Raw genomic sequence first — 25,817 nt, 5'->3', positions numbered from 1 at the left:
CCATGCTACCGCAGATCCATGAAAAGCTTGACCCTCCGCCGCCCCGACGATTGGCATCTGCATCTGCGCGACGGCGCCATGCTGAAGGCCGTGCTGCCCGAAACCGCCCGGCACTTTGCGCGTGCGATCATCATGCCGAATCTCGTGCCGCCCGTGGTGACCGGCGCCGAGGCTGCCGCCTATCGGGACCGGATCATGGCCGCCCTGCCCGAGGGTGCCGCGTTCGAGCCGCTGATGACGCTCTACCTGACCGAGGAGACCGACCCCGAGGATGTGGCCCGCGCCCATGCCGACGGGCTGGTGCGCGCGGTGAAGCTTTATCCTGCCGGGGCGACCACGAACTCCGCCTCCGGCGTGCGGGATTTCGACCGCGTGCGCCCGGTGCTCGAAAAGATGGCGGAGATCGGCCTGCCACTTTGCGTGCATGGCGAAGTGACGGATGCCGAGATCGACATCTTCGACCGCGAGAAAGTGTTCATCGACCGTGTGCTCGATCCGGTGCGCAAAGCGACGCCCGGTCTGCGCGTGGTGATGGAGCATATCACCACCCGCGAAGGCGTCGAATATGCGCGCGCGGGCGGGCCCGATCTTGGGGCCACGATCACCACGCATCACCTGGTCATCAATCGCAACCACATCCTCGTGGGGGGCATCAAGCCGCATTATTACTGCCTGCCCGTCGCCAAGCGCGAAATTCACCGGCTGGCCTTGCGCGCCGCGGCCACCAGCGGCGAGGCCTCGTTCTTTCTGGGCACGGACAGCGCGCCGCATGTGGACGCCGCCAAGGAGACGGGCTGCGGTTGTGCGGGGTGTTTCACCGCGACCAACACGATGTCGGTTCTGGCGGAGGTCTTCGAAACCGAAGGCGCACTCGACCAGCTTGAGGCCTTCGCCTCGCTCAATGGCCCCGCCTTTTACGGGATGGCGCCCAATGAGGCACAGATCACGCTGACCAAGGGCGATCCGGTCAGCTATCCGTCGAAGATCGAGACGGGCGACGGGCCGGTGACCGTGTTCGATCCGGGCTTTCCGCTGCATTGGCGGGTGGCATAAGCGGCGGCTGGTGGTGGGTTTTCACCCACCCTACGAAGAGTCGTCGCAGTGCGGCGGGCGCCACGGCCGCCGCGATCCCGCACGCCCCTTCCCCCCGCGCGACTTTCCCGCTACCGACAGATCGACGAGCGTGACGAGAAAGGCCCGAGAATGATCCCCAGCACCTACCCTGCCCGCGAAGAGATGGCGCGCCTGACCGCCGCCATGCTGCTCGATATCCAGGCGGTGAACTTCAACACCCGAGAGCCCTACACGCTGGCTTCGGGCCTGCCCTCACCGTCCTATATCGATTGCCGCAAGCTCATCTCCTTTCCGCGCATCCGCTCCACGCTGATGGATTTCCTGACGGTGACGGTGATGCGCGATGCCGGGCTCGAGGCGTTTGACAATATCGCGGGCGGCGAGACGGCGGGTATTCCCTTCGCCGCACTGGTGGCGGAGCGCATGGCGTTGCCCATGACCTATGTGCGCAAGAAGCCCAAAGGGTATGGTCGCAACGCGCGGATCGAAGGCGCGATGAGCGAGGGGCAGCGCGTCCTGCTCGTGGAGGATCTGACCACCGATGGCGGCTCCAAGCTGTCCTTCGTGGATGCGATCCGCGAGACGGGTGCCGTCTGCGCGCATACGGCCGTGATCTTCTATTACGACATCTTCCCCGAGACGCGGAAGACGCTCGGCGATCACGGTGTGGCGCTGCATCACCTCTGCACCTGGTGGGACGTTCTAGCCGAAGCCAAGCGGCGCGGCGCCTTCGATGCGGAGACGCTGACGGAGGTCGAGCGCTTCCTGAACGACCCGCGCGCCTGGCAGGCCGAACGCGGCGCTTGAGCCGCTGCCGCGCGAAGCTGACGTAGCGGCAGGAAGGCGCTGTTCCAGTGCCCGCGCGCGCCCGTCCAGCCCGCCACAATTCCCAGATATTGACAGATCGCGTCTGCCTGCCGCACCATGTGGCAGGCAACGCCCGGGATGTGAGTTATCCCCAGAAACATACAAGTTGCGCCAAAGGGGGCCCGTGTCTTAACTAGTGCACCTCAGGCAAAATCAAAGATTCGGAGTGGTGATGAACGAGGTCACAGCCTTCAACGCGACCGGTGCAGAAGTTCAGTCTCCCGATACGATGCCGCATTCCATTGAGGCTGAGCAGCAGCTTCTGGGTGCCATCCTGACGAATAACGACATCTACGACCGCGTCGCCTCGATCATCTCGGCCAAGCATTTCTACGATCCCGTCCATGCGCGTATCTACGAGGTGGCCGCGGCGCGGATTGCGCAGAACAACCTTGCCTCGCCGGTCACGCTCAAGGCCTTCATGGAGGATGACGAGGGCCTGAAGGAACTGGGCGGCCCGGCCTATCTTATGCGCCTTGCCGGGGCGGCGATCGCGTCCTTCGCGGTCAAGGATTACGCCCAGATGATCTACGAGCTTGCGGTGCGCCGCGAGCTGATCGGCCTCGGGCGCGATATCTCCGCCAAGGCGGCCAAGGTCGATGTGGCCTCGGAGCCCTCCGAACAGATCATCGAAGCCGAACAGGCGCTCTACCAGATGGCCGAACAGGGCCAGGCGCAGCGCGGATTCGTGTCCTTCCTGCGCGCCGTGACCGGAGCCGTGAACGTCGCCAATGCCGCCTACAAGCGCGAAGGCGGTCTGTCGGGGGTCTCCACCGGTCTGATCGACATGGACAAGAAGCTGGGCGGCCTGCACAAGTCGGACCTTCTGATCCTCGCCGGGCGTCCGTCGATGGGCAAGACGTCGCTTGCGACGAACATCGCCTACAACATCGCCAAGGCCTACAAGCGCGGCGTCCGCGAGGACGGCACCGAAGGGGCGGTCGAAGGCGGCGTCGTCGGGTTCTACTCGCTCGAGATGTCGGCGGAGCAGTTGGCGGCGCGGATCCTGTCCGAAGCCGCGGAAGTCCCGTCAGAGCAGATCCGCCGCGGCGACATGACCGAAGAGGAGTTCCGCCGCTTCGTGGAAGCCGCGAAAAGCCTGGAGGCCTGCCCGCTTTATATCGACGACACGCCGGCCCTGCCCATCTCGCAGCTGGCGGCACGGGCGCGGCGGTTGAAGCGGACGCATGGGCTCGATGTGCTGATGGTGGACTACCTGCAGCTCGTGCGGGGCACCGGCAAGGGCGATCAGAGCCGAGTGAACGAGATCGCGGAAATCTCCATGGGTCTGAAAGCCATCGCCAAGGAGCTGGAAATCCCGGTCATCGCGCTGTCGCAGCTCAGCCGCCAGGTCGAAAGCCGCGACGACAAGCGGCCGCAGCTGTCGGACCTGCGGGAATCGGGCTCGATCGAGCAGGATGCCGACGTGGTGATGTTCGTGTTCCGGGAGGAATACTACAAGGAACGCGAGAAGCCCGGCGATCATGATCTCGACAAAATGGCCGCCTGGCAGGAGGAGATGGAGCGTCTGCATGGCCGCGCCGAGGTCATCATCGGCAAGCAGCGTCACGGACCCATCGGCACGGTCGAGCTGTCCTTCGAGGGTCAGTTCACGCGCTTCGGCAACCTCGTGAAGCCGTGGCAGAACGCCGATGGCGGATTTTGATCACGGGGCTCAATCATCTGACGCTGGCCGTGTCGGACCTTGATCGCTCGGTCGCTTTTTATCGCGATATATTGGGTGGGACGCCGCGCGCGGCCAGTGACGGCATGACCTATATGAGCCTTGGCGCGCTTTGGCTCTGCCTTGAAGCATCGGATGAAGTGCGCCCCGCAAGGGGCGGAACACATTACGCCTTTTCTGCCTCTGGCTCTGCCTTCGAGGCGCTGGCTCGCCGCATCAGGGGGGCCGCGCCGATCTGGAAAGAGAACCGCTCCGAAGGCGCGTCGGTCTATTTCCTCGATCCCGACGGGCACAGGCTGGAACTGCATGACGGCGATCTGGACAGCCGCCTTGCCCATTACCGTGCGCATCCCGAAAAAGGCGTAGCGGTTCTGTCGTAGCATAGGTGCGGCGCAATTCCGGCTTGACCTGAGCGGGTGCCGTGGCAAAGAGCGCGCATGGCTCAGGCGACCTTGAACATTGATCTCGACGCGATTGTCACCAATTGGCGCAATCTCGACCGGCAGAATACCGGCGAGACGGCCGCGGTGGTGAAAGCCGACGCTTACGGGCTCGGGGCCGAAAAGGTGGCGCCCGCGCTCGCGCGTGCCGGGGCGCGCCGCTTTTTCGTGGCGATTGCCGAAGAAGGCGTGGCGCTGCGCCGGATCCTGGGCCACGGCCCGGAAATCTGCGTCTTTTCGGGCCATATGGAGGGCGACGCCTCGCTCCTACGCGACGCGGACCTGGTGCCGATGCTCAACTCCATCGACCAGATGCTGCGCCATGTGGAGGCGCTTCCGGGTCATCCGCTGGGCATCCAGCTTGATTCGGGCATGAACCGGCTGGGGATGGAAGCGGCAGAATGGGCGGCGTTGCGCGACATCGCCCTGGCGCAATCCCCGCGCCTCGTGATGAGCCACCTGGCCTGCGCCGATGAGCCGGATCATGCCATGAACGGCGACCAACTTGCCGCCTTTCAGGAGATGACGGACGGGATCGACGCGCCCCGGTCGCTTGCGGCAACGGGCGGCATCCTGATGAAACCGGATTTCCATTTCGACCTCGCGCGGCCGGGGATCGGGCTTTATGGCGGGCTGCCCTTCGCCGATGCGCAGCCTGTGGCCTATCTAGACATTCCGGTGATCCAGATCCGCGACGTGGAGCCGGGCGAGAGCGTGGGCTACGGCAATACCTGGATCGCGCGGGCACCGACGCGCGTTGCGACCATCTCGGCGGGCTATGCCGACGGGGTTCTGCGCGGTATGGGACCGGACGCGCATGTCTGGGCGGGCGAGACGCGCTGCAAGGTGCTGGGCCGGATCTCAATGGATCTGATCGGCGTCGACGTGACGGATGTGCAGGGCAACCCCGCGACCGTGGAGTTGCTGGGCCGGCATCAATCCGTCGATACGCTGGCCGGATGGGCCGGAACGATCGGCTACGAGATCCTGACATCGCTGGGCGCGCGGTATGCCCGGCAGTATCACGGCGGCTGAGATGGGCAATTTCCAACCCGACCCGACGCTGATCGCGCTCATCTTCGTCAAACGCTTCGTCTATTTCGAACTCCTTTTCGCGCTGGCCCTTCTGCGCACGATCCTGGCGCGCGGCCTGTCGCGCTGGATTGCCGTGGCAACCCTTGCTTTGTGCGCGATCTGCATCCTCGTGACTTTCGCGCCCGCGCTCGGATTGCAGGAAAGCGGGTGGTATCCGCCGCTCGCCCGCGCCCTCAGCGCCGGTCAGGGCATGCGGATCCCGCTGGCGTTGTCCGCGCTGTTCTTCGTCTCGGGCTTTGTGCCGGAGCGGTCGCGGCGCTGGATCGACGCGCTCCATGTGGCGCTTTTGCTAGGTTTTCTGGGGCTTTGGGGCAGCACGCTTCTGTGATTGTCGCCACGCGGCGGACAATCGGCGCGATGCCCCGGATCTGTTCGCGTTTTGTGACAAAGCGCACATTTTTCGACACATTTTAGCAAAAAGTCCCATTCTGCCAGTACCATGCGTATGGATCGCCAATTTCGGGCGATTCGCTGAGGTCTCGGGGGACCGAATTATGTCACGTGTTGGTTTATCGCTTTTTTGGGCGATCAGGGTCGCTTTTCAATTCATTACAATGGCGCTTTTGATCGCCGCGGGCCTTGCGGCCCTTCTGGCCACTCTGGCCGCAGCGCTGGGGCACCTGCCCTGGCTTGATCTGTCGCTCAGCTTTGGCGGCACCGTCTATCCGCAGGCGGGCATGGCGGTGCAGATCGCAGGCACCGCGCTGATCGTGGGCCTTCTGGCCTATCTGCCGGGCAATGCGCGCGTTCTGGCGCTGGAGAATTCGCACCGGAAATTTCACATCACGATGGAAGATGTGACGCGCGCCTACCGCATCGCCCATGCCGCGGACCGGACGGGCGTCTTTAACCTGAAATCGGAGTTCGATTCGGTGCGCGAACGGATCGCCTATCTGCGCGATCACCCGGACCTTGCGGAGCTTGAAGCGCCGGTCATCGAGGTCGCGGCACAGATGAGCCACCTGTCGCGGGATCTCGCGCGGGTCTATTCCGATGACGCGGTCCGCCGCGCCACGGATTTCCTGACCCAGCGCCAGACCGAGGTCGACGATTTCAACCGCAGGCTGGATGAAGCCAAGTCCCATGCGGTCGGGCTGCGCGCCTGGATCGAAGATGTGGAAATGGACGAAGCCGTCGCCGAAGCGCAGCTTGCGCGGATCTGCGAGGAGCTGCACGAGCTTCTGCCGGAGCTGTCCGAAACCCTGCGGGAGGACGCACAGCCCGTGGTCGAGGCCACCGCGCGAGACGCGGCCCCTGCCCGCGACGCCGCGCGGGACTGGATCGACGATGTGGCGTGTGACGACGATTTCGCGGCCGATCCCGTGAAATCCGACAGCGACATCGTCGAGCTGCTCTCGCGCAGGGCTGCGCAGTAGCGTCAGGGGATCTCGCGTCTCCGGACCGCCGGCCGCAGATCATTTTCCTCAAAGGCAAGGCACCCCGCATCTTGCGGGCAAAGCCGTGATCGGCCACAAGATCGGGCATGGCACGCCCTCCCAAATCGACCTTCGTTTGCACCGAATGCGGCAATACCACGTCCAAATGGTCGGGGCGCTGCGAAGCCTGCGGCGCATGGAACACGATCCAGGAAGAAACCCCGCTGTCGGCGGGTCCCGCAGCCAAGACGCTCGGTGCCGATCGCGGACGCACGGTTCCGCTGAGCGATCTGTCTGCGACGGAAGCCCCGCCCCCGCGCACCGCCTGCGGCCTGTCCGAACTGGATCGCGTGCTGGGCGGCGGGCTTGTTCCCGCGTCAGCGATCCTCGTGGGAGGCGATCCGGGCATCGGCAAATCCACCCTTCTGCTGCAGGCGGCGGCGGCCTTTTCGGCGTCGGGTCTGAAGGTGGTCTATATCTCAGGCGAGGAAGCCTCCGCCCAGATCCGCATGCGGGCTCAGCGGCTGGGGCTGTCTGACGCGACCGTGGCCCTGGGCGCGGAGACGAACCTGCGCGACATCCTGACGACGCTCGAGGCGGAACGCCCCAATCTCGCGATCATCGATTCGGTGCAGACCATGTGGGCCGACCATGTGCCAAGCGCGCCGGGATCGGTGGCGCAGGTCCGTGCTGCGGCGCATGAGCTGACAAGTTTCGCAAAGCGGCGGAATACCGCCGTCATCATGGTGGGCCATGTCACCAAGGACGGGCAGATCGCGGGCCCCCGCGTCGTGGAGCACATGGTCGATACCGTGCTCTATTTCGAGGGTGAGCGCGGGCACCAGTTCCGCATTCTGCGCGCGGTGAAAAACCGCTTCGGCCCCGCAGACGAGATCGGGGTCTTCGAGATGACGGGCATGGGGCTCGCCGAGGTCACCAACCCCTCGGCGCTGTTTCTGTCCGAGCGTGGCAACCCGAGCCCCGGATCGGTGGTTTTTTCAGGCATAGAGGGTACGCGGCCCGTCTTGTGCGAGTTCCAGGCGCTGGTCGCGCCCACGCCCCATGCGCAGCCCCGCCGCCAGACAGTCGGCTGGGACGGCGGGCGGCTGTCGATGATCCTCGCCGTGCTGGAGGCGCGCTGCGGCATCCCCTTCACCGGGCTCGATGTCTATCTGAACGTGGCGGGCGGCATGAAGGTCGCGGAACCTGCCGCGGATCTCGCTGTGGCGGCGGCGCTACTTTCGGCGCGCGAGGATGCGGCATTGCCCCCCGAGACTGTCGTTTTCGGAGAAATCAGCCTATCCGGTGCCCTACGTCCGGTCAGCCAGACCGAAAACAGGTTGAAAGAAGCGCAGAAACTTGGTTTCTCCGCGGCGATTGCGCCCGAGGGCGGTAAAAACGTGGATGCATCCGGGCTGCGCCTGACCCGCATGGGCGATCTGGCAAGCTTTGTGGGCGAGGTATTCGGAGCGGGCTGAGGCCCGGCCGATTAGAGTCGGAAGAAAGAGGCAGGCAATGGAAGGCTTTACAGCAATCGACGCCGTTGTGGCGGTGGTGATCGTGTTGTCGGCGCTTCTCGCCTATTCACGCGGTCTGGTGCGCGAGGCGATGGCCATCGCAGGCTGGGTCGCGGCGGCCTTCCTCGCGTTCATCTTCGCGGCGCAAGTGCAGCCGCTGGTCAAGGAATTGCCGGTAATCGGCGAATTCCTGTCGGATAGCTGCGAACTTTCCATCATCGCGGCCTTCGCGGGCGTCTTCGCGCTGGCGCTGATCGTGGTGTCCTTCTTCACGCCGCTTTTCTCCAGCCTCGTGCAGCGCTCCGCTTTGGGCGGGCTCGACCAAGGTCTCGGCTTTCTGTTCGGTGTGGCGCGCGGCATCCTGCTCGTCGCGATCGCGTTCTTCGTCTACGAGACGGTGATCACCGCGCAGGACGTGCCGATGGTCGATGACAGCCGCGCGGCGGCGGTCTTCTCGCGCTTCACCGATGAGATCGAGGCGCGGAATCCCGATGAGGCGCTGGGTTGGGTCACCCGTCAATACGAAGAGCTGGTCGGCGTCTGCGCTGCCCCCGGGGCCAACGACGCCTGATCTTCACGGCCCGCGTGTTGTAACAAAAACCAAAGACTGCCAGGCTTTTGTGATAGTGCCGTGACAGAGCCGCGGACAGACACTAAGTAAGGCTCAAATCCGCACTGGAATCGGAGCGCTGCCTCTTGTCCGACGCCCATATGCCCCCGGCCCATCCCTTCGACGATGACAAACTGCGCGAGGAGTGCGGCGTCTTCGGATTGATCGGATCGGCGGATGCCGCCAATTTCGTCGCCCTCGGCCTGCACGCGCTGCAGCATCGCGGGCAGGAAGCGGGTGGCATCGTCAGCTACGAGCCCTCTCAAGGCTTCAACTCCGCGCGGCGCTTCGGCTATGTGCGCGACAACTTCACCTCGCAATCGCTGATGGAAACGCTGCCCGGCAGTCTGGCCATCGGGCATGTGCGCTACTCGACCTCCGGCTCGAAGGGTCCGACGCAGATCCGCGACGTGCAGCCCTTCTTCGGCGAGTTCTCCATGGGCGGTGCGGCCATCGCCCATAATGGCAACATCACCAATGCCGACGCGCTGCGGCGTGAGTTGATCGAGCGCGGCTCGATCTTCCAGTCCTCCTCGGACAGCGAATGCATCATCCACCTGATGGCCCGGTCCCTGCAGCGTGATATCCCTTCGCGGATGGAAGATGCGCTGCGCCGGGTCGAGGGCGCGTTCTCCGTCGTCGCCATGACCCGCACGAAGCTCATCGGTGTGCGCGACCCCTTGGGCGTGCGGCCGCTGGTTCTAGGCCGCGTGGGCGATGCCTGGGCGCTGGCCTCCGAGACCTGCGCGCTCGACATCATCGGCGCGGAATATGTGCGCGAGATCGAGCCCGGCGAAATGGTGGTCATCACCGAGAAGGAAGGCGTGCAAAGCCTGCGCCCCTTCCGCCCGCAACGCCCCCGCTTCTGTATCTTCGAGCATGTCTATTTCAGCCGTCCCGATTCGATCATCGGCAGCCGTTCGGTCTACGAGACGCGTCGCCAGATCGGTGTGGAACTGGCGAAAGAGGCGCCCGTGGAGGCAGATCTCGTCTGCCCGGTGCCCGATAGCGGCACGCCCGCGGCCATCGGCTTCGCCCATGAGAGCGGCATTCCCTACGGCATGGGCATCGTGCGCAATCAGTATATGGGCCGCACCTTCATCGAGCCGACGGAGCAGATCCGCAACATGGGCGTGCGTCTCAAGCTGAACGTCAATCGCGCGCTCATCGAGGGCAAGCGCGTGATCCTCGTGGACGACTCGGTTGTGCGCGGCACCACAAGCCGCAAGATCAAGGAGATGATCCTCGATGCGGGCGCGGCGGAGGTGCATTTCCGCATCGCCTCCCCGCCCACGGCCTGGCCCTGTTTCTACGGCGTGGATACGCCCCAGCGCGAGAAACTGCTCGCCGCCTCAATGTCCGAGGAAGAGATGCGCGAGCATCTGCAGGTCGACTCCTTGCGCTTCATCTCTCTGGACGGACTTTACCGCGCGGTCGGCGAGGCCAAGGGCCGCGACGCCGCCAGTCCGCAATATTGCGACGCGTGTTTCTCCGGCGAATACCCCGTGGAGCCGTCGGACCAGATCGAGAAGGGCTTCCAGCTCAAGACGGCGGCCGAGTGAACCCAGTGCATGATAGCTTCACGGCTTCCACAGCAATGGTTGGCGCTGCGGGCGAGCACTACGTTATGTCCCAGTTGCTTATACGCGGGTATATTGCCGCGCTCGCTCCCCAAGGCGCTCCCAATCTAGACATAATTGTTTCCTCAGCAGACGGCACCAGACAAGCGGGTATTCAAGTCAAGACCAGACGATTATCGAAAACAAAAAACTGGACAATGTCGAAAAAGAACGAAGAGTTTTGCAGCCCTTCCGTCTATTATTGTCTGGTACAACTTGCAGCAGACGCCCTAGAAAAACCTGAAGTTTTTATTGTACCGAGCAGCGTTGTCGCGGATTTGCTTTACCGCTCACATAGGTCTTGGCTGAATCTCACAAGTTTGGACGGAAAGAAACGGACAGATACAAACCGCAGATCCTTGGATTGGGATTTCTCAAGAATTTTTAGGGAAGAAGATACTGGCTTTGGGGCCGGATGGTTGGAACAATATCGAGACAATTGGGCACAACTCCATGTCTCGACTTCTTAATCTCGATGCCCGCTGGCAGCGTCTGAACGACCCGGATTATGCCTGCCCCTGTTGTGGCCGCAGCTTCGGCGGCCTGATCGATATCGGCTACGACGCGCCCGAGGATTGGCCGCACGCCCTGCCCGAGCCGGGCGCGGTGATCGAGGCCGGAGAAGACCGCCTGTCGTCCGAACTCTGCCGTCTCGGCGATCGCCGGTTTCTGCGGGCGCATCTGGCCCTTCCGGTGCGTGGCAGCGAGGATGCGGTGCATCTGGCCCCCTGGGTCGAGGTCGCGCCCGCGGATTTCTACGCAGCCCTCGACCGGCTCGAGGCAGGCGATGCCGCCCCGACCGAGATGGCCGCCATGCTGGCCAATACCCTGCCCGGCCCGCTTGCGGATATGGGCGCCGGACAGCTGCGCGATGTCGCCGCGGAAGCGCGGCCGGAATTTCTGCCGGCACCTGGCCCTGCCGCCGATCTCGTGAGCGAAGGTCTCTCCTTCGATGCCGTGCTCGATCTTTATGCCGAGATCGGGGAGGACATTCGGCCGCACCTCACCGGGCGCGCATAGGCCATCTACCGCCGCTGCCTCGGCGGCATTCTGCAGATGCGAAATCGCCCCGCTTGCGCTGTCGCGACCCGGTTCATAGATGCCGCGCGACACCAGAATTCGAGGCATCATGTCCAATCCTGAAACTCCACAGAATGTGGCCGAAACGGCCACACAGCATGCAGATATCGACCTGTCGGACATCGCGCTGCTGGGCGTGATGGGCACCGAGGAAGAGCCCACGGCGCTTCTGCGCCTGCCCTCGGGCAAAGTGGCCAAGGTCGCGCCGGGCACGCAGGTCGGCAACAAGGTGGTTGCCGCCATCGACCACGCGCGCCTTGCGCTGGCCGCGCGGGATGGCCGCACGACCTGGATCGAAATTCCCGGAAGCGATGGCGGGCGCAGTTGACAAGCCCCGCAGGTCGCGCGACATGCAGCGCCATGAGCAAACCTGCCGCATTGGTAACCGGGGCGTCCCGGGGTCTGGGCTTCGCATTGGCGGAGGCCCTGTCTGACACGCATCACGTCGTGGCCGTCGCCCGCACCGTGGGCGGGCTCGAGGATCTGGACGACCGGATCAAGGCCCGCGGCGGCGACGCCACGCTTGCTCCCATGGACATAACCGACCGCGATGCCATGGCGCATCTCTGCCGCTCGATCCATGACCGCTGGGGTGGTGCTGCGCTTTGGGTGCATACCGCCGTGCATGCCGGTCCGCTGACCCCGGCCGATCACATCGTCGCCAAGGATTGGTCGAAATCGGTCGATGTGAACATGACCGCGATGGGTCATCTCATTCCCTTCGTCTCGGCGCTGATCGGGCCAGAAGGACGCGCCGTGTTTTTCGACGATGCGCGCGGCGGCGAGAAGTTCTTCGGCCTTTACGGGGCGACCAAGGCGGGGCAGATCGCGCTCGCCCGGTCCTGGGCCGCCGAGACGGAAAAGACAGGCCCCGACGTGCGCATCCTGACGCCCGCCCCGTTTCGAAGCGCCACCCGCGGGCGGTTCTTCCCCGGCGAGGAAAAGGACGCGCTGCCCAGCCCGCAAGAGGCTGCCGCCGCGCTTCTGCCGCAGATCCTCTGACGCGGTTTCTCGAAGACAGGCAGCATCGCGGTCGGCACGGTCGGATTGCGTTTATCGGGAAAGGTGAAGCATGGACAGGCGCGCCCTGTCCGTGACGCGCACGCTAGCGCACACGCCGATATCCACACTTGACCGAACCCGCGTGCCCCGACACCGCACACCTTTCGCGACTTGTTTTTCGTTCGCGGACCCCGCTCGCGCCGCCCGCGCGCCGGGTCCGGTCCGGGAACCGCCCCTGCCCCTTCACCTTTCCAAAAAAACGCATGGCTCCCCATCCGCCCGCCCCTGTCGCCGGGGTTGCGGCCAAAGCTCCCTTGCTCAAGCCCCCTGCCTTCCATAGGAACGAGGGGAGCAAAAACAGGCGGGATCATGCGCATTCTCATCACCAACGACGACGGTATCAACGCGCCCGGCCTCGCGGTTCTGAAAGAGATCGCGATCGAGCTTGCGGGCGATGCGGGCGAGGTCTGGACCGTGGCGCCGGCCTTCGAGCAATCGGGCGTCGGGCACACGATTTCCTATTCCAGCCCGTTCATGGTCTCCGAACTGGGCGAGCGCACCTTCGCCGCCGAGGGCAGCCCGGCCGATTGCGTGCTCGCCGCGATCCACGACGTGATGAGCGACCATCCCCCCGATCTCGTGCTGTCGGGCGTGAACCGGGGCAACAATTCCGCCGAAAACGTGCTCTATTCCGGCACGATCGGGGCCGCGATGGAGGCCGCCCTTCAGGATCTGCCCGCGATTGCGCTGTCGCAATTCCTCGGGCCGGAGAACTGGAACGCCTCGGACATGTTCGAAGCCGCGCGCGTGCACGGGGCCGATGTGATCCGCCGCGTGCTGGATCGCAAGGCCAGCGACGATCATGCCTACCGGCTCTTCTACAACATCAACTTCCCGCCCGTTCCCGCAGCCGCGGTGGCCGGGATCACGGCGGCGCCGCAGGGCAAGCGCCCCGGCACCGGCTTCTCGGTCGAGCCGCAATTGTCGCCCGCGGGGCGTCGGTTCTTCTGGATCAAGGGCGGCGATCAGCGGCGCGCGACGGCGGCCGGCTCGGATGCGGATGTGAACCTCAAGGGCTATATCTCCGTCACCCCGATGCGGGCCGATCTGACCGCGCATGATGACCTGACCGATCTGGCAGACGCGCTTTCATGACAGCCGATGCGGAACGCAAGATGCAGTTCCTTTTCGCGCTCCGCTCCCGCGGGGTGACGGATAAACGCGTGCTCTCGGCGATGGAGACCATCGATCGCGGCCCTTTCATCCGCCATTACTTCACCGATCGCGCCTATGAGGACATGCCCCTGCCCATAGCCTGCGGGCAGACGATTTCGCAGCCTTCGGTCGTGGGGCTGATGACGCAGGCGCTCGATGTGAGCCCGCGCGACAAGGTGCTCGAAGTGGGGACCGGCTCGGGCTACCAGGCGGCCGTTCTCAGCCAGCTCGCGCGCCGGGTCTACACGGTCGACCGGCACAAGCGGCTGGTGCGCGAGGCGCGCGAGGTCTTCGACGATCTGGGCCTCGTGAACATCACCGCCTTCACCGCCGATGGCAGCCACGGCCTGCCCGACCAGGCGCCCTTCGACCGCATTATCGTGACCGCCGCCGCCGAGGATCCGCCCGGGCCGCTCTTGGCGCAGCTGAAGATCGGCGGTATCATGGTTTTGCCCGTCGGCCAATCGGACGCGGTCCAGAGCCTGATCCGCGTCACCCGAAGTGAGACGGGCTTTGAGTACAGCGAATTGCGCCCGGTGCGGTTCGTGCCCCTCGTCGAGGGGCTGGGACGGGACAGCTGAGCCACAGCTGTGGCATGGACGAGATGTTGAACCGCCCCGGGACAAGGGGCAGCGACGTGAGGAAGAGCATGATGGCCGAGATTGACACGCGATACGGCGCGGCATGGCGTGCGGGCCAGGCGGGCCTTCTGGTGCTGGCGCTGGCCGCCTGCGAAGGACCGATGGATTTCGATCTGCGCCCGACAGCGGCGAACACCTCGGATGCGGCGCTGAATGCGGTGGGCGACAGGCCTGCTGCGGATGCGCGCGGCGTGATCTCCTACCCGACCTATCAGGTGGCGGTGGCCCGGCGCGGCGATACCCTTTCGGATGTGGCGACGCGGGTCGGACTGCCTGCGGGCGAGCTTGCGCGCTATAACGGCATCGAGGTGGGCGACGTGCTGCGCGAGGGCGAGATCGTCGCCCTGCCGCGCCGTGTAACCGAACCTTCGGCGAGCACGGGTGCCGTGGATATCACGGCCTTGGCCTCGAACGCCATCGACAATGCGCCCGCAACGCCAGTGCCTTCGGGCACCGTGGCCCCCGCGCCTGGCGGGGTCGAGCCGGTGCGCCACCAGGTCAGCCGCGGCGAGACGGCCTATTCCATCGCGCGGCTCTACAACGTGACGCCGCGGGCGCTCGCGGATTGGAACGGGCTCGATCAGAACTATTCTGTGCGCGAAGGCCAGTACCTGCTGATCCCGGTGGCCACCGGGACGGCCTCGGCCGCGGGCACGCAGGTCGCGGCCAATGTCACCGCGCCCGGAAGCGGATCGCCGACCCCCACACCGCCTTCGGCAGCAGAGCCGCTGCCGCCCGCCCCCGTGACCGACGGCACGGCCTTGCCGCCCGCATCCGGGGAAACCAGCGCACAGGCCCCGGCCCCGGCCACGCCCGCGCCGGATGTGGGCGAGGTCTCGGAGCCGCCCGCCTCGCAGGGCGCATTCCGCATGCCCGTCTCGGGCACGATCATTCGCGAATACGCGCCCGGCAGCAATGACGGGATCGATATTGCCGCGCCCGCGGGCACGACCGTCTCCGCGGCCGCCAGCGGCACCGTGGCCGCGATCACCACGAATACCGACGGCATCCCGATCCTCGTGATCAAGCACCCGGACAATATCCTGACGGTCTACACGCATATCGACAACATCTCGGTGGCCAAGGGCGATGCCGTGAGCCGCGGGCAATCCATCGCCAATGTGCGCGCGGGCGATCCCGCACGGATGCATTTCGAGGTGCGCGATGGCTTCGACGCGGTGGATCCGAACCTCTACCTGAACTGAGGCGCCCAGCCGCATCGCTGGCGCCCTCTTCCGAAGCCGGGGCGGGTCAAGGCTGCCGCAGGCACCGCGCGGCACGCGCGGCTCGGCCTTGACGCGGTCCGGGTTCGGATATCCTCGATGAGGCGTCTTGAGAGGCAGACTGCCTCCTCAAGCGCTTCTCAGCAAAAAGGTTGCATTGGCTGAAACACAGACCCGCCGTCGGAGTGACAGCCCCTACCTTGAACCTCGAAAAAAGCGGCGAAGCCTCGCCCGCCCCGCAGGGGCCCCGAAGGGGCAGACCTTTGCGCGGCGGAGCCGCGCCGGGGCGACCGGGCGCAGCCCGGGCGCAAATCTCACGAAACGCGGATACCGTGCCGTCCGGCGAGATCGGTGAAGAATTGCCAGGCCACGCGGCCCGAACGGGCACCGCGCGTGGCCTGCCATTCGATGGCTTCGGCGCGCAGGGTCTCGGGATCGACCGAAACCCCGTAGGCGTCGCAATAGCCGTCGATCATCGCCAGGTATTCGTCCTGGCTGCAGGGATGGAATCCCAGCCACAGCCCGAAGCGGTCGGATAGGGATACTTTTTCCTCGACCGCCTCGGACGGATTGATCGAGGAGGAGCGCTCGTTCTCGATCATGTCGCGCGGCATCAGGTGACGCCGGTTCGACGTCGCATAGAAAAGCACGTTTTCCGGCCGCCCCTCGATCCCGCCATCGAGCACCGCTTTCAGCGATTTGTAGTGCTGATCGTCATGCGAAAAGGACAGATCATCGCAGAAAAGCAGGAAGCGGAACGGTGCCGCGCGCAGGATGTTCAGAAGCCGCGCGACCGAGGGTAGATCCTCGCGCTGCAGCTCCACGATCTTGAGCGGATGGCCTTCCTCGACCACGGCCGCGTGCACGGCCTTCACGATCGAGGATTTCCCCATGCCCCGCGCGCCCCAAAGCAGTGCGTTATTCGCCGCGTGACCGGCGGCGAACTGGCGGGTGTTCTGCAGAAGCGTGTCGCGTGAGCGATCGATGCCCACGAGAAGCGACAGATCGATCCGGCTGACCACCGGGACGGGTTCAAGCCGGTCGGGCGCCGTATGCCAGACGAAGGCATCCGAATTACCGAGGTCGGGGGCGGAGAGCGGCGCAGGCGCCATGCGCTCCAGCGCGGCGGCGATGCGGCTCAGCACCTCCTCGGTCACTTGCGCGTGCCCTCGTCGCCGCGGCTGTCATCGTCGTCTTCGTCAAACTCCGCCATCAGCGGATCTTCGTCCTCGTCATCCTCTTCGAACCAGACGCCCTGCGCCTTCAGCTCCGCGATCCGCTTCTTCTCGACGCGGGCCACGAGGAAGATCGACACCTCGTAGAGGCCGTAGACCACAACGAAGAGGATGCCTTGCGTGATGACATCGGGCGGCGTCACGAGCGCGGCCAGCACGAGGATGCCGACGACGGCATATTTGCGCACATCGCCCAGGCCCTTGGCCGAAACGAGCCCGGCCTTGCCCATCAGCGTCAGCAGGACGGGCAGCTGGAAGCAGAGACCGAAGGCCACGATGAACTTGATGGTGAGGTTCAGATATTCCTGCGCGGAGCCCTGGAAGACCACCGAGAGGCCCTGGCTCACCTCTTCGCCGACCACGGCCTCGCCCTCGGCGCCGAATTGCTGGAAGCCCAGGAAGAAGTCATAGGCCAGCGGCGTCACCACGTAGAAGGCGAAGGACGCGCCCAGGAAGAACATGAAGGGCGAAGCCACGAGGAAGGGCAGGAACGCCCCCTTCTCGGACTTGTAGAGCCCCGGCGCCACGAAACGCCACATCTGGTTCGCGATGAACGGGAAGGCCAGCATGAAGCCCCCCAGAAGCGACACCTTGATCGCCACGAAGAAGCCTTCCTGCGGCGAGATGAAAATGAGGTCGCAGTCCTGACCGCGCGCCGACAGCACCTGGCAGAGCGGGTTGGTCAGGAAGTTGAAGATCGGCGTGGCGACCGTGAAGCAGATCACCATGCCGATCAGGAAATAGACGACGCAGCGAATGAGCCGCGTGCGCAGTTCGGCCAGATGCTCGATCAGCGGGGCGGCGCTGTCTTCGATCTCGTCCTTGACGCTCACGCCTTGTCTCCGTCATCGCTGCCGAGTTTTGCCTCGAGGGCATCGGCGGCCTTCATCGCCTCTTCGGCCTCGCGGGCCTTGCGTTCGGCCGCCTTGCGGGCCGTTGCGGCCTCGATCTTCTTGGCGGCTTCCGCGCGCTCCGGCGAGGGTTTCGCGACATCAGCCTTCTTGGCAGGCTTGGTGCTGTCGAGGTCGAGGTTGGTCATGTCCTTGGCCGCCGATTTCACGCCATCCATGGCGGAATTGAGCGGGTTGGAGGCGGCCTTGAAGGTCTTCTGGACGTCCTTCATGCCCGACTCGTCGGCGGCATCGTTCATCGCCTTGGAGAACTCGCGCGCCATGCCCTTCGCCTTGCCGACGAAGCGGCCGATATTGCGAAACAGCATCGGCAGGTCTTTCGGGCCGACCACGATCAACGCGACGATCCCGATGACCAGAAGCTCGGTCCAGCCAAGGTCGAACATGGGGGCGGCCTCAGACCTTGTCTTTTTCGTTCTCGGGCGTCACGTCGCGCGCCGTCTCCGACTTGCCGTCCTCGTCTTCGAGCTGCTCTTCGCTGCCATCCTTCACGCCTTTCTTGAAGGCGGTGATGCCCTTGCCGACCTCGCCCATGAGGCTGGAGATCTTGCCGCGCCCGAACAGGACAAGCACGACGACCGCGATGAGAAGAAGGCCCGGAAGGCCGATATTGTTGAGCATGATCCGTCTCCCGATAGGCAGGCCTGCCACTGGATGGGCGCGCCTGCTGCGCATGTACTCCTGTGCCCGCAATAGCGGTTTCGGCGCGCGCGTGAAAGCGTCATGGCCCCGGAAAATCACCCGAACATGGCTGGTCATGTCGCATTATTTGTCACTATCCTGTCAGTTGTCAGTTTGATGACAAACCCTGCCTGCTGACCCGGAGAATCGCCCATGCGCCGCGCCGACCGGCTTTACGCCCTGATGACCCGTCTCAAGGATGGCCGCCTGCACCGGGCAGAGGATCTGGCCCGTGCGCTTGGCGTCTCGCTGAGGACGATCTACCGCGACATGGACACGCTGGCGGCCTCGGGCGTGCCGATCGAGGGCGAGCGCGGGCGCGGCTTCACCGCGCGGGCCATGACGACGCTGCCGCCTTTGAACCTGACCGAAGACGAGCTCGAGGCGCTGCATCTGGGGCTGGCCGCCGTGGGATCGGCGGATATGGACCGGATCTCCGCCGCAGCCGAGGCGCTGTCGCAAAAGATCGAAGCCGTGCTGCCGGAAGATACCGGCATGGCTGCAAAGCGCTTCGGCTTTGCCACCTATCCTTTCGCCGAGGCGGCAGAGGGGTTCCGCCACATGCCTGCCTTCCGGGCCGCGATCCGCACCCGCCAGAAACTGCGCATCCGCATTGCCGACGAGGAAACACCGCGCGACGTGCGGCCCCTCCATCTCGATTATTGGGGACGGATCTGGACGGCGGTGGTCTGGGATGAGGGGGCCGGGGATTTCGCCACGTTCCGGATCGACCGGGTGCGGGATCTGCGGCCCCTGCCCGGCCTCTTCGTCGAAGAGCCCGGCAAGCGCTACGCCGATTACAAGGCCGCTCACCCTCACGAATGAGGCGGGCCCTCACAGGACGCATGCCCCTGAGAGGGGGCTGGGCACGCGCCCTGCAAGGTAACCCTGCACAGCGCAGGGTGGACGCCCGGTTGCAGTACTCACGAATGACAATATCGCAGGTACCGTTTACGCAACACATCCGCTTCCGGACGCCCTCCGCAGCCACGAAGAACGGACGAGGCCAGTTTCAGGGAATTCGCGCAAGACCGGCTTTCGATCCCTGCAATCAGACAGCGTCCTGCGCGGGAAAGACAAAACACCGGTCGCGGCGCACCGACAGCCACATCGGCGTGCCCACCTTGGGCAGGAAGACGTTGGGCACGGTGGCGCGCAAGACCTGCCCGTCATGGTCCATCCGGAACTCGACAAGGCTTTCGGAGCCCATGAAACGCGCGCGTTCCACCACGCCGCGGGCGGGCGTGCCCTGGATCGCGGTCGGGTTCGGTCCGCGACCCTGCCGGTCGAAATCGATGGAGACATGCTGCGGGCGAAAGACGATATCGACCCGCGCCCCGTCGGGCACGCCGGGGGCCAGGAACTGGCCGAAGGGCGTCTCCGTGAGCGCGCCCTGCACCGTGCCGGTGATCACGTTGATATCGGAGAAGAACGCCACGGCCGCCTTGTCAACGGGCGCGTTGTAGATGTTGTAGGGCGCGCCGCGCTGCACGATCCGGCCATCGCGCATGAGCGCGATCTCGTCGGCCATGCGCATCGCCTCTTCGGGCTCATGGGTAACCAGCAGGACGCTCGTGCCCTCCTCTTTCAGAAGGGCCAGCGTCTCGTCGCGGATGCCGTCGCGCAGGCGATTGTCGAGGCCCGAGAACGGCTCGTCCATCAGCATGACGCGCGGACGCGGGGCAAGCGCGCGCGCCAGGGCCACGCGCTGTTGCTCGCCGCCGGAGAGTTCGTGCGGATAGGCCTCGATAAAGTGCAACAGGCCCACGCGGTCGAGAAGCTGCTCCACCCGGGCGCGATTTTCTCGGTGCGTGCCTTTCAGGCCGAAGGAGACGTTCTTTTCCACCGACAGATGCGGGAAAAGCGCGAAATCCTGGAACATCAGCCCGATGGAGCGGCGTTCGGGCGGAATGCGGAACACCGTGTCGCAAACGAGGTTGCCATCGACATAGATGTGCCCCGAATCCTGCAAATCGACCCCGGCAATCATCCGCAACGTGGTGGATTTTCCGCAGCCCGAGGGCCCGAGAAGGCAGGTCACATGGCCGGGCATGATCGACAGCGACACATCATCCACGACGGTCTTGCCCTCGAACCGGCGGGTGAGGTGCTGGATTTCAAGTCGGGGATGCGAAGCTGCCACGCTGGGGCTCCATAACCGATGAAAAACGTCAGGCACTCGCAGCTAGCAGCCGCAGCGGGCGGGTTCAAGCCTGCCTGCCACCCTCCAGCGCTTTGGCAAGGCGCGGCAATTTGGCCTTCTTCAGAAGCGGGCGCATCTGCCAGTCCTCCCCCGAGAGGCGCCGCGCCTCTGCGAGCACGGTCTGGCAGGCCTCTTCGGTGGCATCGGGGGACGCACGGTACTGGCCCATAAGGAAGGCATCGGGATCGGCGCGCGACACGCCCTCCTCGGCCAGAGTGCCGCGCGGAAAGTCAGAGGCGTTCAGCGTCAGGATCACATCGGCAGAGCCCGCGATGGCGGCGGCAAGAACGTGGATGTCGTTCGGATCAGGCAACCAGAGCCGCGCCTCAAGCGAGGGCGGCCACGAGACCTCCGAGTCCGGCCAGCGCGCCCGCAGCGCGGCGATCTCTGCGCGGGCCTGATCTTCGCCGCCGGGTCCAAGCTTGCGCGCGGCGCGGGCCCATTCCTCAAGGATCCGCGCCGACCAAAGCGGTTTGAACGCGCCGGAAGCCGCCACGCCCAACGTCACCTCGCGCATCACCGTGGGGTAGAGAACGCAAGCGTCGATCAGGACCTTCACAGGCGGAAGAACAACGCTTTGAGATAGCCCGACTCGGCCAGCTGCGGCAGAAGCGGATGATCCGGCCCCGCCCCGCCCGTATGGATGAGTTGCGCGCGGCGACCTGCCCGGCCAATGCCCCGCAGACAGGCGCCCTGGAAGGCCGCGAGGTCCGCGGCATGCGAGCAGGAGCAGAGGACGAGATAGCCGCCCTCCTCCACCAGCGGTGCCGCGAGGCGGGCGATCCGTTCATAGGCGCGCAGACCGGGTTCGAGCGCGGGTTTGGCAGGCGCGAAGGCGGGCGGATCGCAGATCACCAGATCGAAGCGGGCCTCTTCCGCGCCCATCGCCGTCAACGTGTCGAAAGCGTCGCCCTGGCGTGTGGCGAAGCGGTCGCTCGCGCCCATGGCCGCAGCCCCCTGCTCCGCCAAGGCCAGCGCCGGGGCCGATCCGTCGACGGCCAACGCCTCTGCCGCGCCGCCCGCAAGGGCCGCGAGCGCAAAGCCCCCCACATGGGAAAAGACATCGAGCACCTTGGCACCTTTCGCCAAACGCCTCGCGAAAGCATGGTTCGGACGCTGATCGTAGAACAGGCCCGTCTTCTGGCCGCCGGTCAGGTCGGCCATGTAGGTCGCGCCGTTCATCGTCACGGGCAGCGGCCCGTCCGGCGCATCCCCACGGACGGTCGCATCGACATCGTCCAGCCCTTCGAGCTGCCGCCCGCGCCCGCCTGCATTCTTCAGGATCGTGGTAACGCGCGTGACCTCTGTTAGCGCATCGCAAAGCGTGTCGAGCAGCACGTCCGCCCAGGCGGAATTGGGCTGGATCACCGCCGTATCGCCAAAGCGGTCGATGATCACGCCGGGCAGGCCATCGGCCTCGGCATGGACGAGCCGGTAGAACGGCGCGTCGTAGAGGCGCTCACGCAATTCAAGCGCACGGGTCAGACGCGCGGCCAACCAGCCCTTGTCGACGGTGGCGCCGGGATCGCGGTCAAGCATCCGTGCGGCGATCTTCGAGCCGGGCGTGACACCGACCACGCCCAAGGGCACGCGATCATGATCCTCCAGCACGGCAATGGTGCCTGGCCCCAGCGCTTTGGAGCGGCGGTCGAGCACGAGTTCATTTGCGAAGACCCAGGGAAAGCCGCGGCGGATCGCGCGGGCATTCGCTTTGGGTTTCAGGCGGATCACGGGAAAAGAGGGCGCTGTCATGGCGCCCTCTTATCCAGTCATGATCGCGGGGGGAAGTCAGCGCGCGTAGTTCATCGCCTGAATAAGCCCGAGCTGCGCGTTCTGATGTCCGGCAGGTGCCGTCAGCTCCTGCAGAAACGTGTTGGACAGATGCGAGGTGATGCGGACGCGCTGGGTCTGGCCCGCCGCATCGGCAGCAATGGCCGCGGAGCCGCCGAACGCCTTGAGATCGGCGCGCACGGTCTTGATCGGGCGCAGAAGCTCGCCGGTCACGGCATGGAAGATCGCTACGTCGAAGACGATGTTGTGCACGCCGCCGGTGGTGTAGCGCGCCTTTTCGGTCAGAGCGTGGAAGCGGCGCACGACGATCTTGACGTTCACGGGCACACCCGTGGTCAGGCCCGCCGCACTGGCGCGCAGGCTGTCGTCGAAGATCGCCTTCACCTGTGCGTAGCGGTCGCCCTGCGGCTCACCGCGCCAGACGATGTCGCCGCGGGGGATATAGGCATTGGCCTCGGAGACCTTGAGGCTTTGCGGAACCTCGACCTCGTAGCCCACGAGCGTCACGGGGGCGAGCGCCTCGGGCGAGACGGAGAGCGCAGGTCCGGGCACGGTGCCGGCGCTCAGCCCGGTCGCGTTTCGCGATGCCGTTTCCATGCCACTACAGGCCGTCAATCCAAACAGGGCCAGGAGGGCCACGACGCGTTTCACCGTAATCATTTTTGGTCTCCCATTCAGGCAGAACGGATTTTTTGTTCGGCATTGGGTGTGACGGGCGAATCGGGCCGGATTGGGGCGCGTTAACGTTAATTTTGGTACCGAGCCCGGCTGGCGCGCCCGATTTCGCGGCCAAATTACATCAACGAACGCCCCTCGCCTGCGCCCGGCCAGCCCTCGGCATTCCAAGGAGTCGCGGTGCTTTGCCCGCGTTTCGCCCGCGTATTTGTCACTTTACCGTTAGCGCTAACTGGGTTAAATCCTGCCGCAAAGGATGCGCAGCGCGCCCTGCCCGTGCCAGCATCGTCATTCGCCACCGACATCGCCAAGGAGGCCCGCCATGACCCTGAACGCCACCATCGCCAAAGTGACCGACCGGATCGAGGAACGCTCCGAGGCGCGCCGCAGCACCTATCTCGACCGCATGCGCCGCGCGGCCGAGGAAGGCCCGCGCCGGGCGCATCTGTCCTGTGGCAACCAGGCCCATGCCTATGCGGCGATGGGCGGCGACAAGGATGCGCTCGCGGGCGCGCGCAGCCCGAATATCGGGATCGTGACCGCCTATAACGACATGCTGTCGGCGCATCAGCCCTTCGAGAAGTTTCCCGACATCATCCGTGCCGCGGCCCGCGAGGTCGGCGCCACGGCCCAGGTCGCAGGCGGCGTGCCCGCCATGTGCGACGGCGTCACGCAAGGCCAGGTCGGCATGGAGCTGTCGCTCTTCTCGCGTGACGTGATAGCGCTCGCGGCAGGCGTGGCGCTGTCGCACAACACCTTCGACAGCGCGCTTTATCTCGGGGTCTGCGACAAGATCGTGCCGGGCCTCGTGATCGCGGCGGGCACCTTCGGCTACATCCCCGGCATCTTTCTGCCTGCTGGCCCCATGACCAGCGGCCTGCCCAATGACGAAAAGGCCCGCGTGCGCCAGCAATTCGCCGCCGGTGAAGTGGGCCGCGACAAGCTGATGGAGGCCGAGATGGCGTCCTATCACGGGCCGGGCACCTGCACCTTCTACGGCACGGCGAACTCGAACCAGATGCTGATGGAATTCATGGGCCTGCACCTGCCGGGCGCGTCCTTCGTCAACCCGAACACGCCCTTGCGCGAAGCGCTGACCATCGCGGGAACCGAACGCGTGGCCGAGATCACGGCGCTTGGCAATGATTACCGCCCGGTCTGCGATATCCTCGACGCGAAGGCCTTCGTGAACGGCATTGTGGGCCTGATGGCGACGGGCGGCTCCACGAACCTCGTGCTGCACCTGCCCGCCATGGCGCGCGCGGCCGGGATCGAACTGACGCTCGAAGATTTCGACGAGATCTCGAATGTCGTGCCGCTGATGGCCAAGGTCTATCCGAACGGTCTGGCCGACGTGAACCATTTCCACGCCGCGGGCGGGCTCAGCTACATGATCGGCGAGCTTCTGAAAAACGGCCTCCTGCACGAAGACGTCAAGACGGCGGCGGGCGACGGGCTGTCGCTTTATACCCAAGAGCCGAAGCTGAAGGACAACCGCGTTGTCTACGAGGCGGGCAGCGGCACCACACAGAACGACAAGATCCTGCGCCCGGCGGATGATCCGTTCCAGAAAACCGGCGGCCTGCAGCAACTCGCGGGCAATCTCGGCCGCGGCATGATGAAGACCTCCGCCGTGGCCCCCGAGCGGCACGTGATCGAGGCCAAGGCCCGAATCTTCCAGGACCAGGAAGCCGTGAAAACCGCGTTCAAGGCCGGCGAATTCACCGAGGATACGGTTGTCGTCGTCCGCTTTCAGGGCCCCTCGGCCAATGGCATGCCGGAGCTGCATTCGCTGACGCCGACGCTGGCGGTCCTACAGGATCGCGGGCTGAAAGTGGCGCTGGTGACCGATGGCCGGATGTCCGGCGCCTCGGGCAAGGTGCCCTCCTGCATCCATGTCGCCCCCGAGGCTGCCAAGGGTGGCCCGCTTGCGCGGCTGCGCGACGGGGACATCGTGCGCGTCGATGCGGTGAAGGGCGAAATCAGCTGCCTTGCGGAGGATTTCGACAGCCGGGAGCCGGTCTCGGCCGATCTCAGCGACAATGGCCACGGCGTCGGACGTGAATTGTTCGAGGCGTTCCGCCAGAATGTCGGCCTCGCCTCCGACGGCGCGGCAGTGGTGGTCTGAGCCGACGCTCACTGTCATAACCTCCCTGAAAACCACGCAACTCCGAGCAACGAAAGCCGCAGCCCCATGATCACCCCGCAAGACGCCAGCCAAGCTTCCGAGAAACTCTGCCGCATGGCGCCGGTCATCCCGGTCCTCGTGATCGACGATCTGGCCCATGCGCGCCCGCTGGCCGAGGCGCTTGTCGCCGGTGGTCTGCCGGTCCTTGAGGTGACGCTGCGCACGCCCGTGGCGCTCGAGGCCATCGCCGAGATGGCACAGGTCGAAGGCGGTGTCGTTGGGGCCGGTACGCTCCTGACGCCTGCGGATGTGGAAAAGGCGGTAGCCGCTGGCGCGCGCTTCGGTGTCTCGCCCGGCGCAACCGATACGATCCTCGATGCCTGCGAAGCGGCCGATCTGCCGCTTCTGCCCGGTGCTGCGACATCGTCCGAGGTCATGCGGCTTCTGGAGCGCGGCTACAGCGTACAGAAATTCTTCCCCGCCGAGGCCAATGGCGGTGCCAAGGCGCTGAAAGCCATCGGTGCGCCGCTGCCGCAGGTGCGTTTCTGCCCGACGGGGGGCGTGTCACTCGCCAACGCGCCCGATTATCTCGGACTTTCCAACACGCTCTGCGTGGGCGGCTCCTGGGTGGCGCCGAAAGCCAAGATGGATGCAGGGGACTGGGAGGGGATCACCGCCCTCGCCCGCGAGGCGGCAGAGCTCTCCCGCTAAGGGGCGAGCCAGAACCGGCGTGGCGTCCCGGCCCCGACG

Annotated in this window: 28 protein-coding genes; 20 read left to right on the top strand and 8 right to left on the bottom strand. The window is 65.4% G+C overall.

What is annotated here, in order from left to right; genetic code table 11:
• Positions 1–18 precede the first annotated feature (18 nt).
• The 17 genes from pyrC (at position 19) to FIV09_RS07500 (ending at position 15,425) form a co-directional block, all read left to right on the top strand.
• On the top strand, positions 19–1,053 hold the full coding sequence (pyrC, locus tag FIV09_RS07580) for a dihydroorotase (protein ID WP_152449419.1): 1,035 nt from the start codon (positions 19–21) through the stop codon (positions 1,051–1,053).
• Positions 1,054–1,203: 150 nt separating this feature from the next.
• Positions 1,204–1,881 (top strand): orotate phosphoribosyltransferase, encoded by a 678-nt coding sequence (locus tag FIV09_RS07575; RefSeq protein ID WP_152449418.1) that lies wholly within the window; start codon positions 1,204–1,206, stop codon positions 1,879–1,881.
• A gap of 232 nt (positions 1,882–2,113) precedes the next feature.
• On the top strand, positions 2,114–3,607 hold the full coding sequence (locus FIV09_RS07570) for a replicative DNA helicase (protein WP_152449417.1): 1,494 nt from the start codon (positions 2,114–2,116) through the stop codon (positions 3,605–3,607).
• Positions 3,604–4,005: a VOC family protein gene (locus tag FIV09_RS07565; RefSeq protein WP_152452438.1), complete on the top strand. Its 402-nt coding sequence runs from the start codon at positions 3,604–3,606 to the stop codon at positions 4,003–4,005. The genes FIV09_RS07570 and FIV09_RS07565 overlap by 4 nt, the downstream gene beginning before the upstream one ends.
• A gap of 57 nt (positions 4,006–4,062) precedes the next feature.
• Entirely contained in the window at positions 4,063–5,100 is a 1,038-nt protein-coding gene (gene alr, locus FIV09_RS07560; protein ID WP_152449416.1) for an alanine racemase, read from the top strand.
• Positions 5,075–5,488 carry a hypothetical protein gene (locus tag FIV09_RS07555; RefSeq protein WP_152449415.1) on the top strand — a complete coding sequence of 138 codons (414 nt, stop codon included), beginning with the start codon at positions 5,075–5,077 and terminating at the stop codon, positions 5,486–5,488. Before alr ends, FIV09_RS07555 begins: the two co-directional genes overlap by 26 nt.
• Positions 5,489–5,714: 226 nt before the next feature.
• Positions 5,715–6,536, top strand: a complete 822-nt coding sequence (locus tag FIV09_RS07550; protein ID WP_216646455.1) for a DNA repair protein — start codon at positions 5,715–5,717, stop codon at positions 6,534–6,536.
• A 107-nt stretch (positions 6,537–6,643) separates the two neighbouring features.
• The gene (gene radA, locus FIV09_RS07545; protein ID WP_152449414.1) at positions 6,644–8,014 is read left to right on the top strand and encodes a DNA repair protein RadA; all 1,371 of its coding nucleotides are present in this window, start codon (positions 6,644–6,646) and stop codon (positions 8,012–8,014) included.
• Between the two features lie 37 nt (positions 8,015–8,051).
• On the top strand, positions 8,052–8,624 hold the full coding sequence (locus FIV09_RS07540) for a CvpA family protein (RefSeq protein ID WP_152449413.1): 573 nt from the start codon (positions 8,052–8,054) through the stop codon (positions 8,622–8,624).
• Positions 8,625–8,764: 140 nt separating this feature from the next.
• Positions 8,765–10,225: an amidophosphoribosyltransferase gene (gene purF / locus FIV09_RS07535; protein ID WP_152452436.1), complete on the top strand. Its 1,461-nt coding sequence runs from the start codon at positions 8,765–8,767 to the stop codon at positions 10,223–10,225.
• 65 nt (positions 10,226–10,290) lie between these two features.
• The gene (locus FIV09_RS07530; RefSeq protein ID WP_152449412.1) at positions 10,291–10,752 is read left to right on the top strand and encodes a hypothetical protein; all 462 of its coding nucleotides are present in this window, start codon (positions 10,291–10,293) and stop codon (positions 10,750–10,752) included.
• Positions 10,736–11,302, top strand: coding sequence for a DUF2199 domain-containing protein (locus FIV09_RS07525; protein ID WP_152449411.1), 567 nt, complete (start codon positions 10,736–10,738; stop codon positions 11,300–11,302). The genes FIV09_RS07530 and FIV09_RS07525 overlap by 17 nt, the downstream gene beginning before the upstream one ends.
• A 109-nt stretch (positions 11,303–11,411) precedes the next feature.
• Positions 11,412–11,690 carry an amidophosphoribosyltransferase gene (locus tag FIV09_RS07520; protein ID WP_152449410.1) on the top strand — a complete coding sequence of 93 codons (279 nt, stop codon included), beginning with the start codon at positions 11,412–11,414 and terminating at the stop codon, positions 11,688–11,690.
• A gap of 32 nt (positions 11,691–11,722) precedes the next feature.
• A complete protein-coding gene (locus FIV09_RS07515) occupies positions 11,723–12,364 on the top strand; it encodes an SDR family oxidoreductase (protein WP_152449409.1) in 642 nt (213 codons plus the stop codon).
• A 369-nt stretch (positions 12,365–12,733) separates the two neighbouring features.
• Complete coding sequence (surE, locus tag FIV09_RS07510) at positions 12,734–13,519, top strand: 5'/3'-nucleotidase SurE (protein ID WP_152449408.1); 786 nt, start codon at positions 12,734–12,736, stop codon at positions 13,517–13,519.
• Entirely contained in the window at positions 13,516–14,160 is a 645-nt protein-coding gene (locus tag FIV09_RS07505; protein ID WP_152449407.1) for a protein-L-isoaspartate(D-aspartate) O-methyltransferase, read from the top strand. The genes surE and FIV09_RS07505 overlap by 4 nt, the downstream gene beginning before the upstream one ends.
• A 68-nt stretch (positions 14,161–14,228) precedes the next feature.
• On the top strand, positions 14,229–15,425 hold the full coding sequence (locus FIV09_RS07500; RefSeq protein WP_371417771.1) for a peptidoglycan DD-metalloendopeptidase family protein: 1,197 nt from the start codon (positions 14,229–14,231) through the stop codon (positions 15,423–15,425).
• 332 nt (positions 15,426–15,757) lie between these two features.
• On the opposite strand, the gene FIV09_RS07495 is transcribed toward FIV09_RS07500, so the two are convergent.
• From FIV09_RS07495 to FIV09_RS07480, 4 genes are read right to left on the bottom strand one after another with little or no spacing between them, the layout of a single operon-like run.
• Positions 15,758–16,555 carry an ATP-binding protein gene (locus tag FIV09_RS07495; RefSeq protein WP_371417770.1) on the bottom strand — a complete coding sequence of 266 codons (798 nt, stop codon included), beginning with the start codon at positions 16,553–16,555 and terminating at the stop codon, positions 15,758–15,760.
• A 41-nt stretch (positions 16,556–16,596) separates the two neighbouring features.
• On the bottom strand, positions 16,597–17,511 hold the full coding sequence (gene tatC, locus FIV09_RS07490) for a twin-arginine translocase subunit TatC (RefSeq protein ID WP_152449405.1): 915 nt from the start codon (positions 17,509–17,511) through the stop codon (positions 16,597–16,599).
• Positions 17,508–17,975, bottom strand: coding sequence for a Sec-independent protein translocase protein TatB (tatB, locus tag FIV09_RS07485; RefSeq protein ID WP_152449404.1), 468 nt, complete (start codon positions 17,973–17,975; stop codon positions 17,508–17,510). Before tatB ends, tatC begins: the two co-directional genes overlap by 4 nt.
• A gap of 10 nt (positions 17,976–17,985) precedes the next feature.
• Positions 17,986–18,210, bottom strand: coding sequence for a twin-arginine translocase TatA/TatE family subunit (locus FIV09_RS07480; protein ID WP_152449403.1), 225 nt, complete (start codon positions 18,208–18,210; stop codon positions 17,986–17,988).
• Between the two features lie 213 nt (positions 18,211–18,423).
• Between FIV09_RS07480 and FIV09_RS07475 the strand changes: the two genes are divergently transcribed.
• Complete coding sequence (locus FIV09_RS07475) at positions 18,424–19,095, top strand: YafY family protein (RefSeq protein WP_152449402.1); 672 nt, start codon at positions 18,424–18,426, stop codon at positions 19,093–19,095.
• Between the two features lie 226 nt (positions 19,096–19,321).
• Here the strand turns inward: FIV09_RS07475 and FIV09_RS07470 are convergent, their stop codons facing one another.
• The 4 genes from FIV09_RS07470 to FIV09_RS07455 all read right to left on the bottom strand — a co-directional run bounded on the left by FIV09_RS07470 (position 19,322) and on the right by FIV09_RS07455 (position 22,924).
• Positions 19,322–20,413, bottom strand: a complete 1,092-nt coding sequence (locus FIV09_RS07470) for an ABC transporter ATP-binding protein (RefSeq protein ID WP_172975653.1) — start codon at positions 20,411–20,413, stop codon at positions 19,322–19,324.
• Between the two features lie 64 nt (positions 20,414–20,477).
• Positions 20,478–21,032, bottom strand: a complete 555-nt coding sequence (locus tag FIV09_RS07465; protein WP_152449400.1) for an RSP_2648 family PIN domain-containing protein — start codon at positions 21,030–21,032, stop codon at positions 20,478–20,480.
• Positions 21,029–22,225, bottom strand: coding sequence for an RSP_2647 family RNA methyltransferase (locus tag FIV09_RS07460; RefSeq protein ID WP_152449399.1), 1,197 nt, complete (start codon positions 22,223–22,225; stop codon positions 21,029–21,031). Before FIV09_RS07460 ends, FIV09_RS07465 begins: the two co-directional genes overlap by 4 nt.
• A 36-nt stretch (positions 22,226–22,261) precedes the next feature.
• Positions 22,262–22,924 (bottom strand): DUF6778 family protein, encoded by a 663-nt coding sequence (locus FIV09_RS07455; RefSeq protein WP_152449398.1) that lies wholly within the window; start codon positions 22,922–22,924, stop codon positions 22,262–22,264.
• A gap of 337 nt (positions 22,925–23,261) precedes the next feature.
• On the opposite strand from FIV09_RS07455, the gene edd reads away from it, so the two are divergent.
• The gene (gene edd, locus FIV09_RS07450; RefSeq protein ID WP_152449397.1) at positions 23,262–25,067 is read left to right on the top strand and encodes a phosphogluconate dehydratase; all 1,806 of its coding nucleotides are present in this window, start codon (positions 23,262–23,264) and stop codon (positions 25,065–25,067) included.
• Positions 25,068–25,136: 69 nt separating this feature from the next.
• Positions 25,137–25,778, top strand: a complete 642-nt coding sequence (locus tag FIV09_RS07445; RefSeq protein ID WP_152452432.1) for a bifunctional 4-hydroxy-2-oxoglutarate aldolase/2-dehydro-3-deoxy-phosphogluconate aldolase — start codon at positions 25,137–25,139, stop codon at positions 25,776–25,778.
• Positions 25,779–25,817 lie beyond the last annotated feature (39 nt).

The organism is Roseivivax sp. THAF197b, assembly GCF_009363255.1.
Classification (GTDB): domain Bacteria; phylum Pseudomonadota; class Alphaproteobacteria; order Rhodobacterales; family Rhodobacteraceae; genus Roseivivax.
Note: the sequence above shows the minus strand (reverse complement) of the source record. Positions and strands in the feature narration are given on the sequence as shown.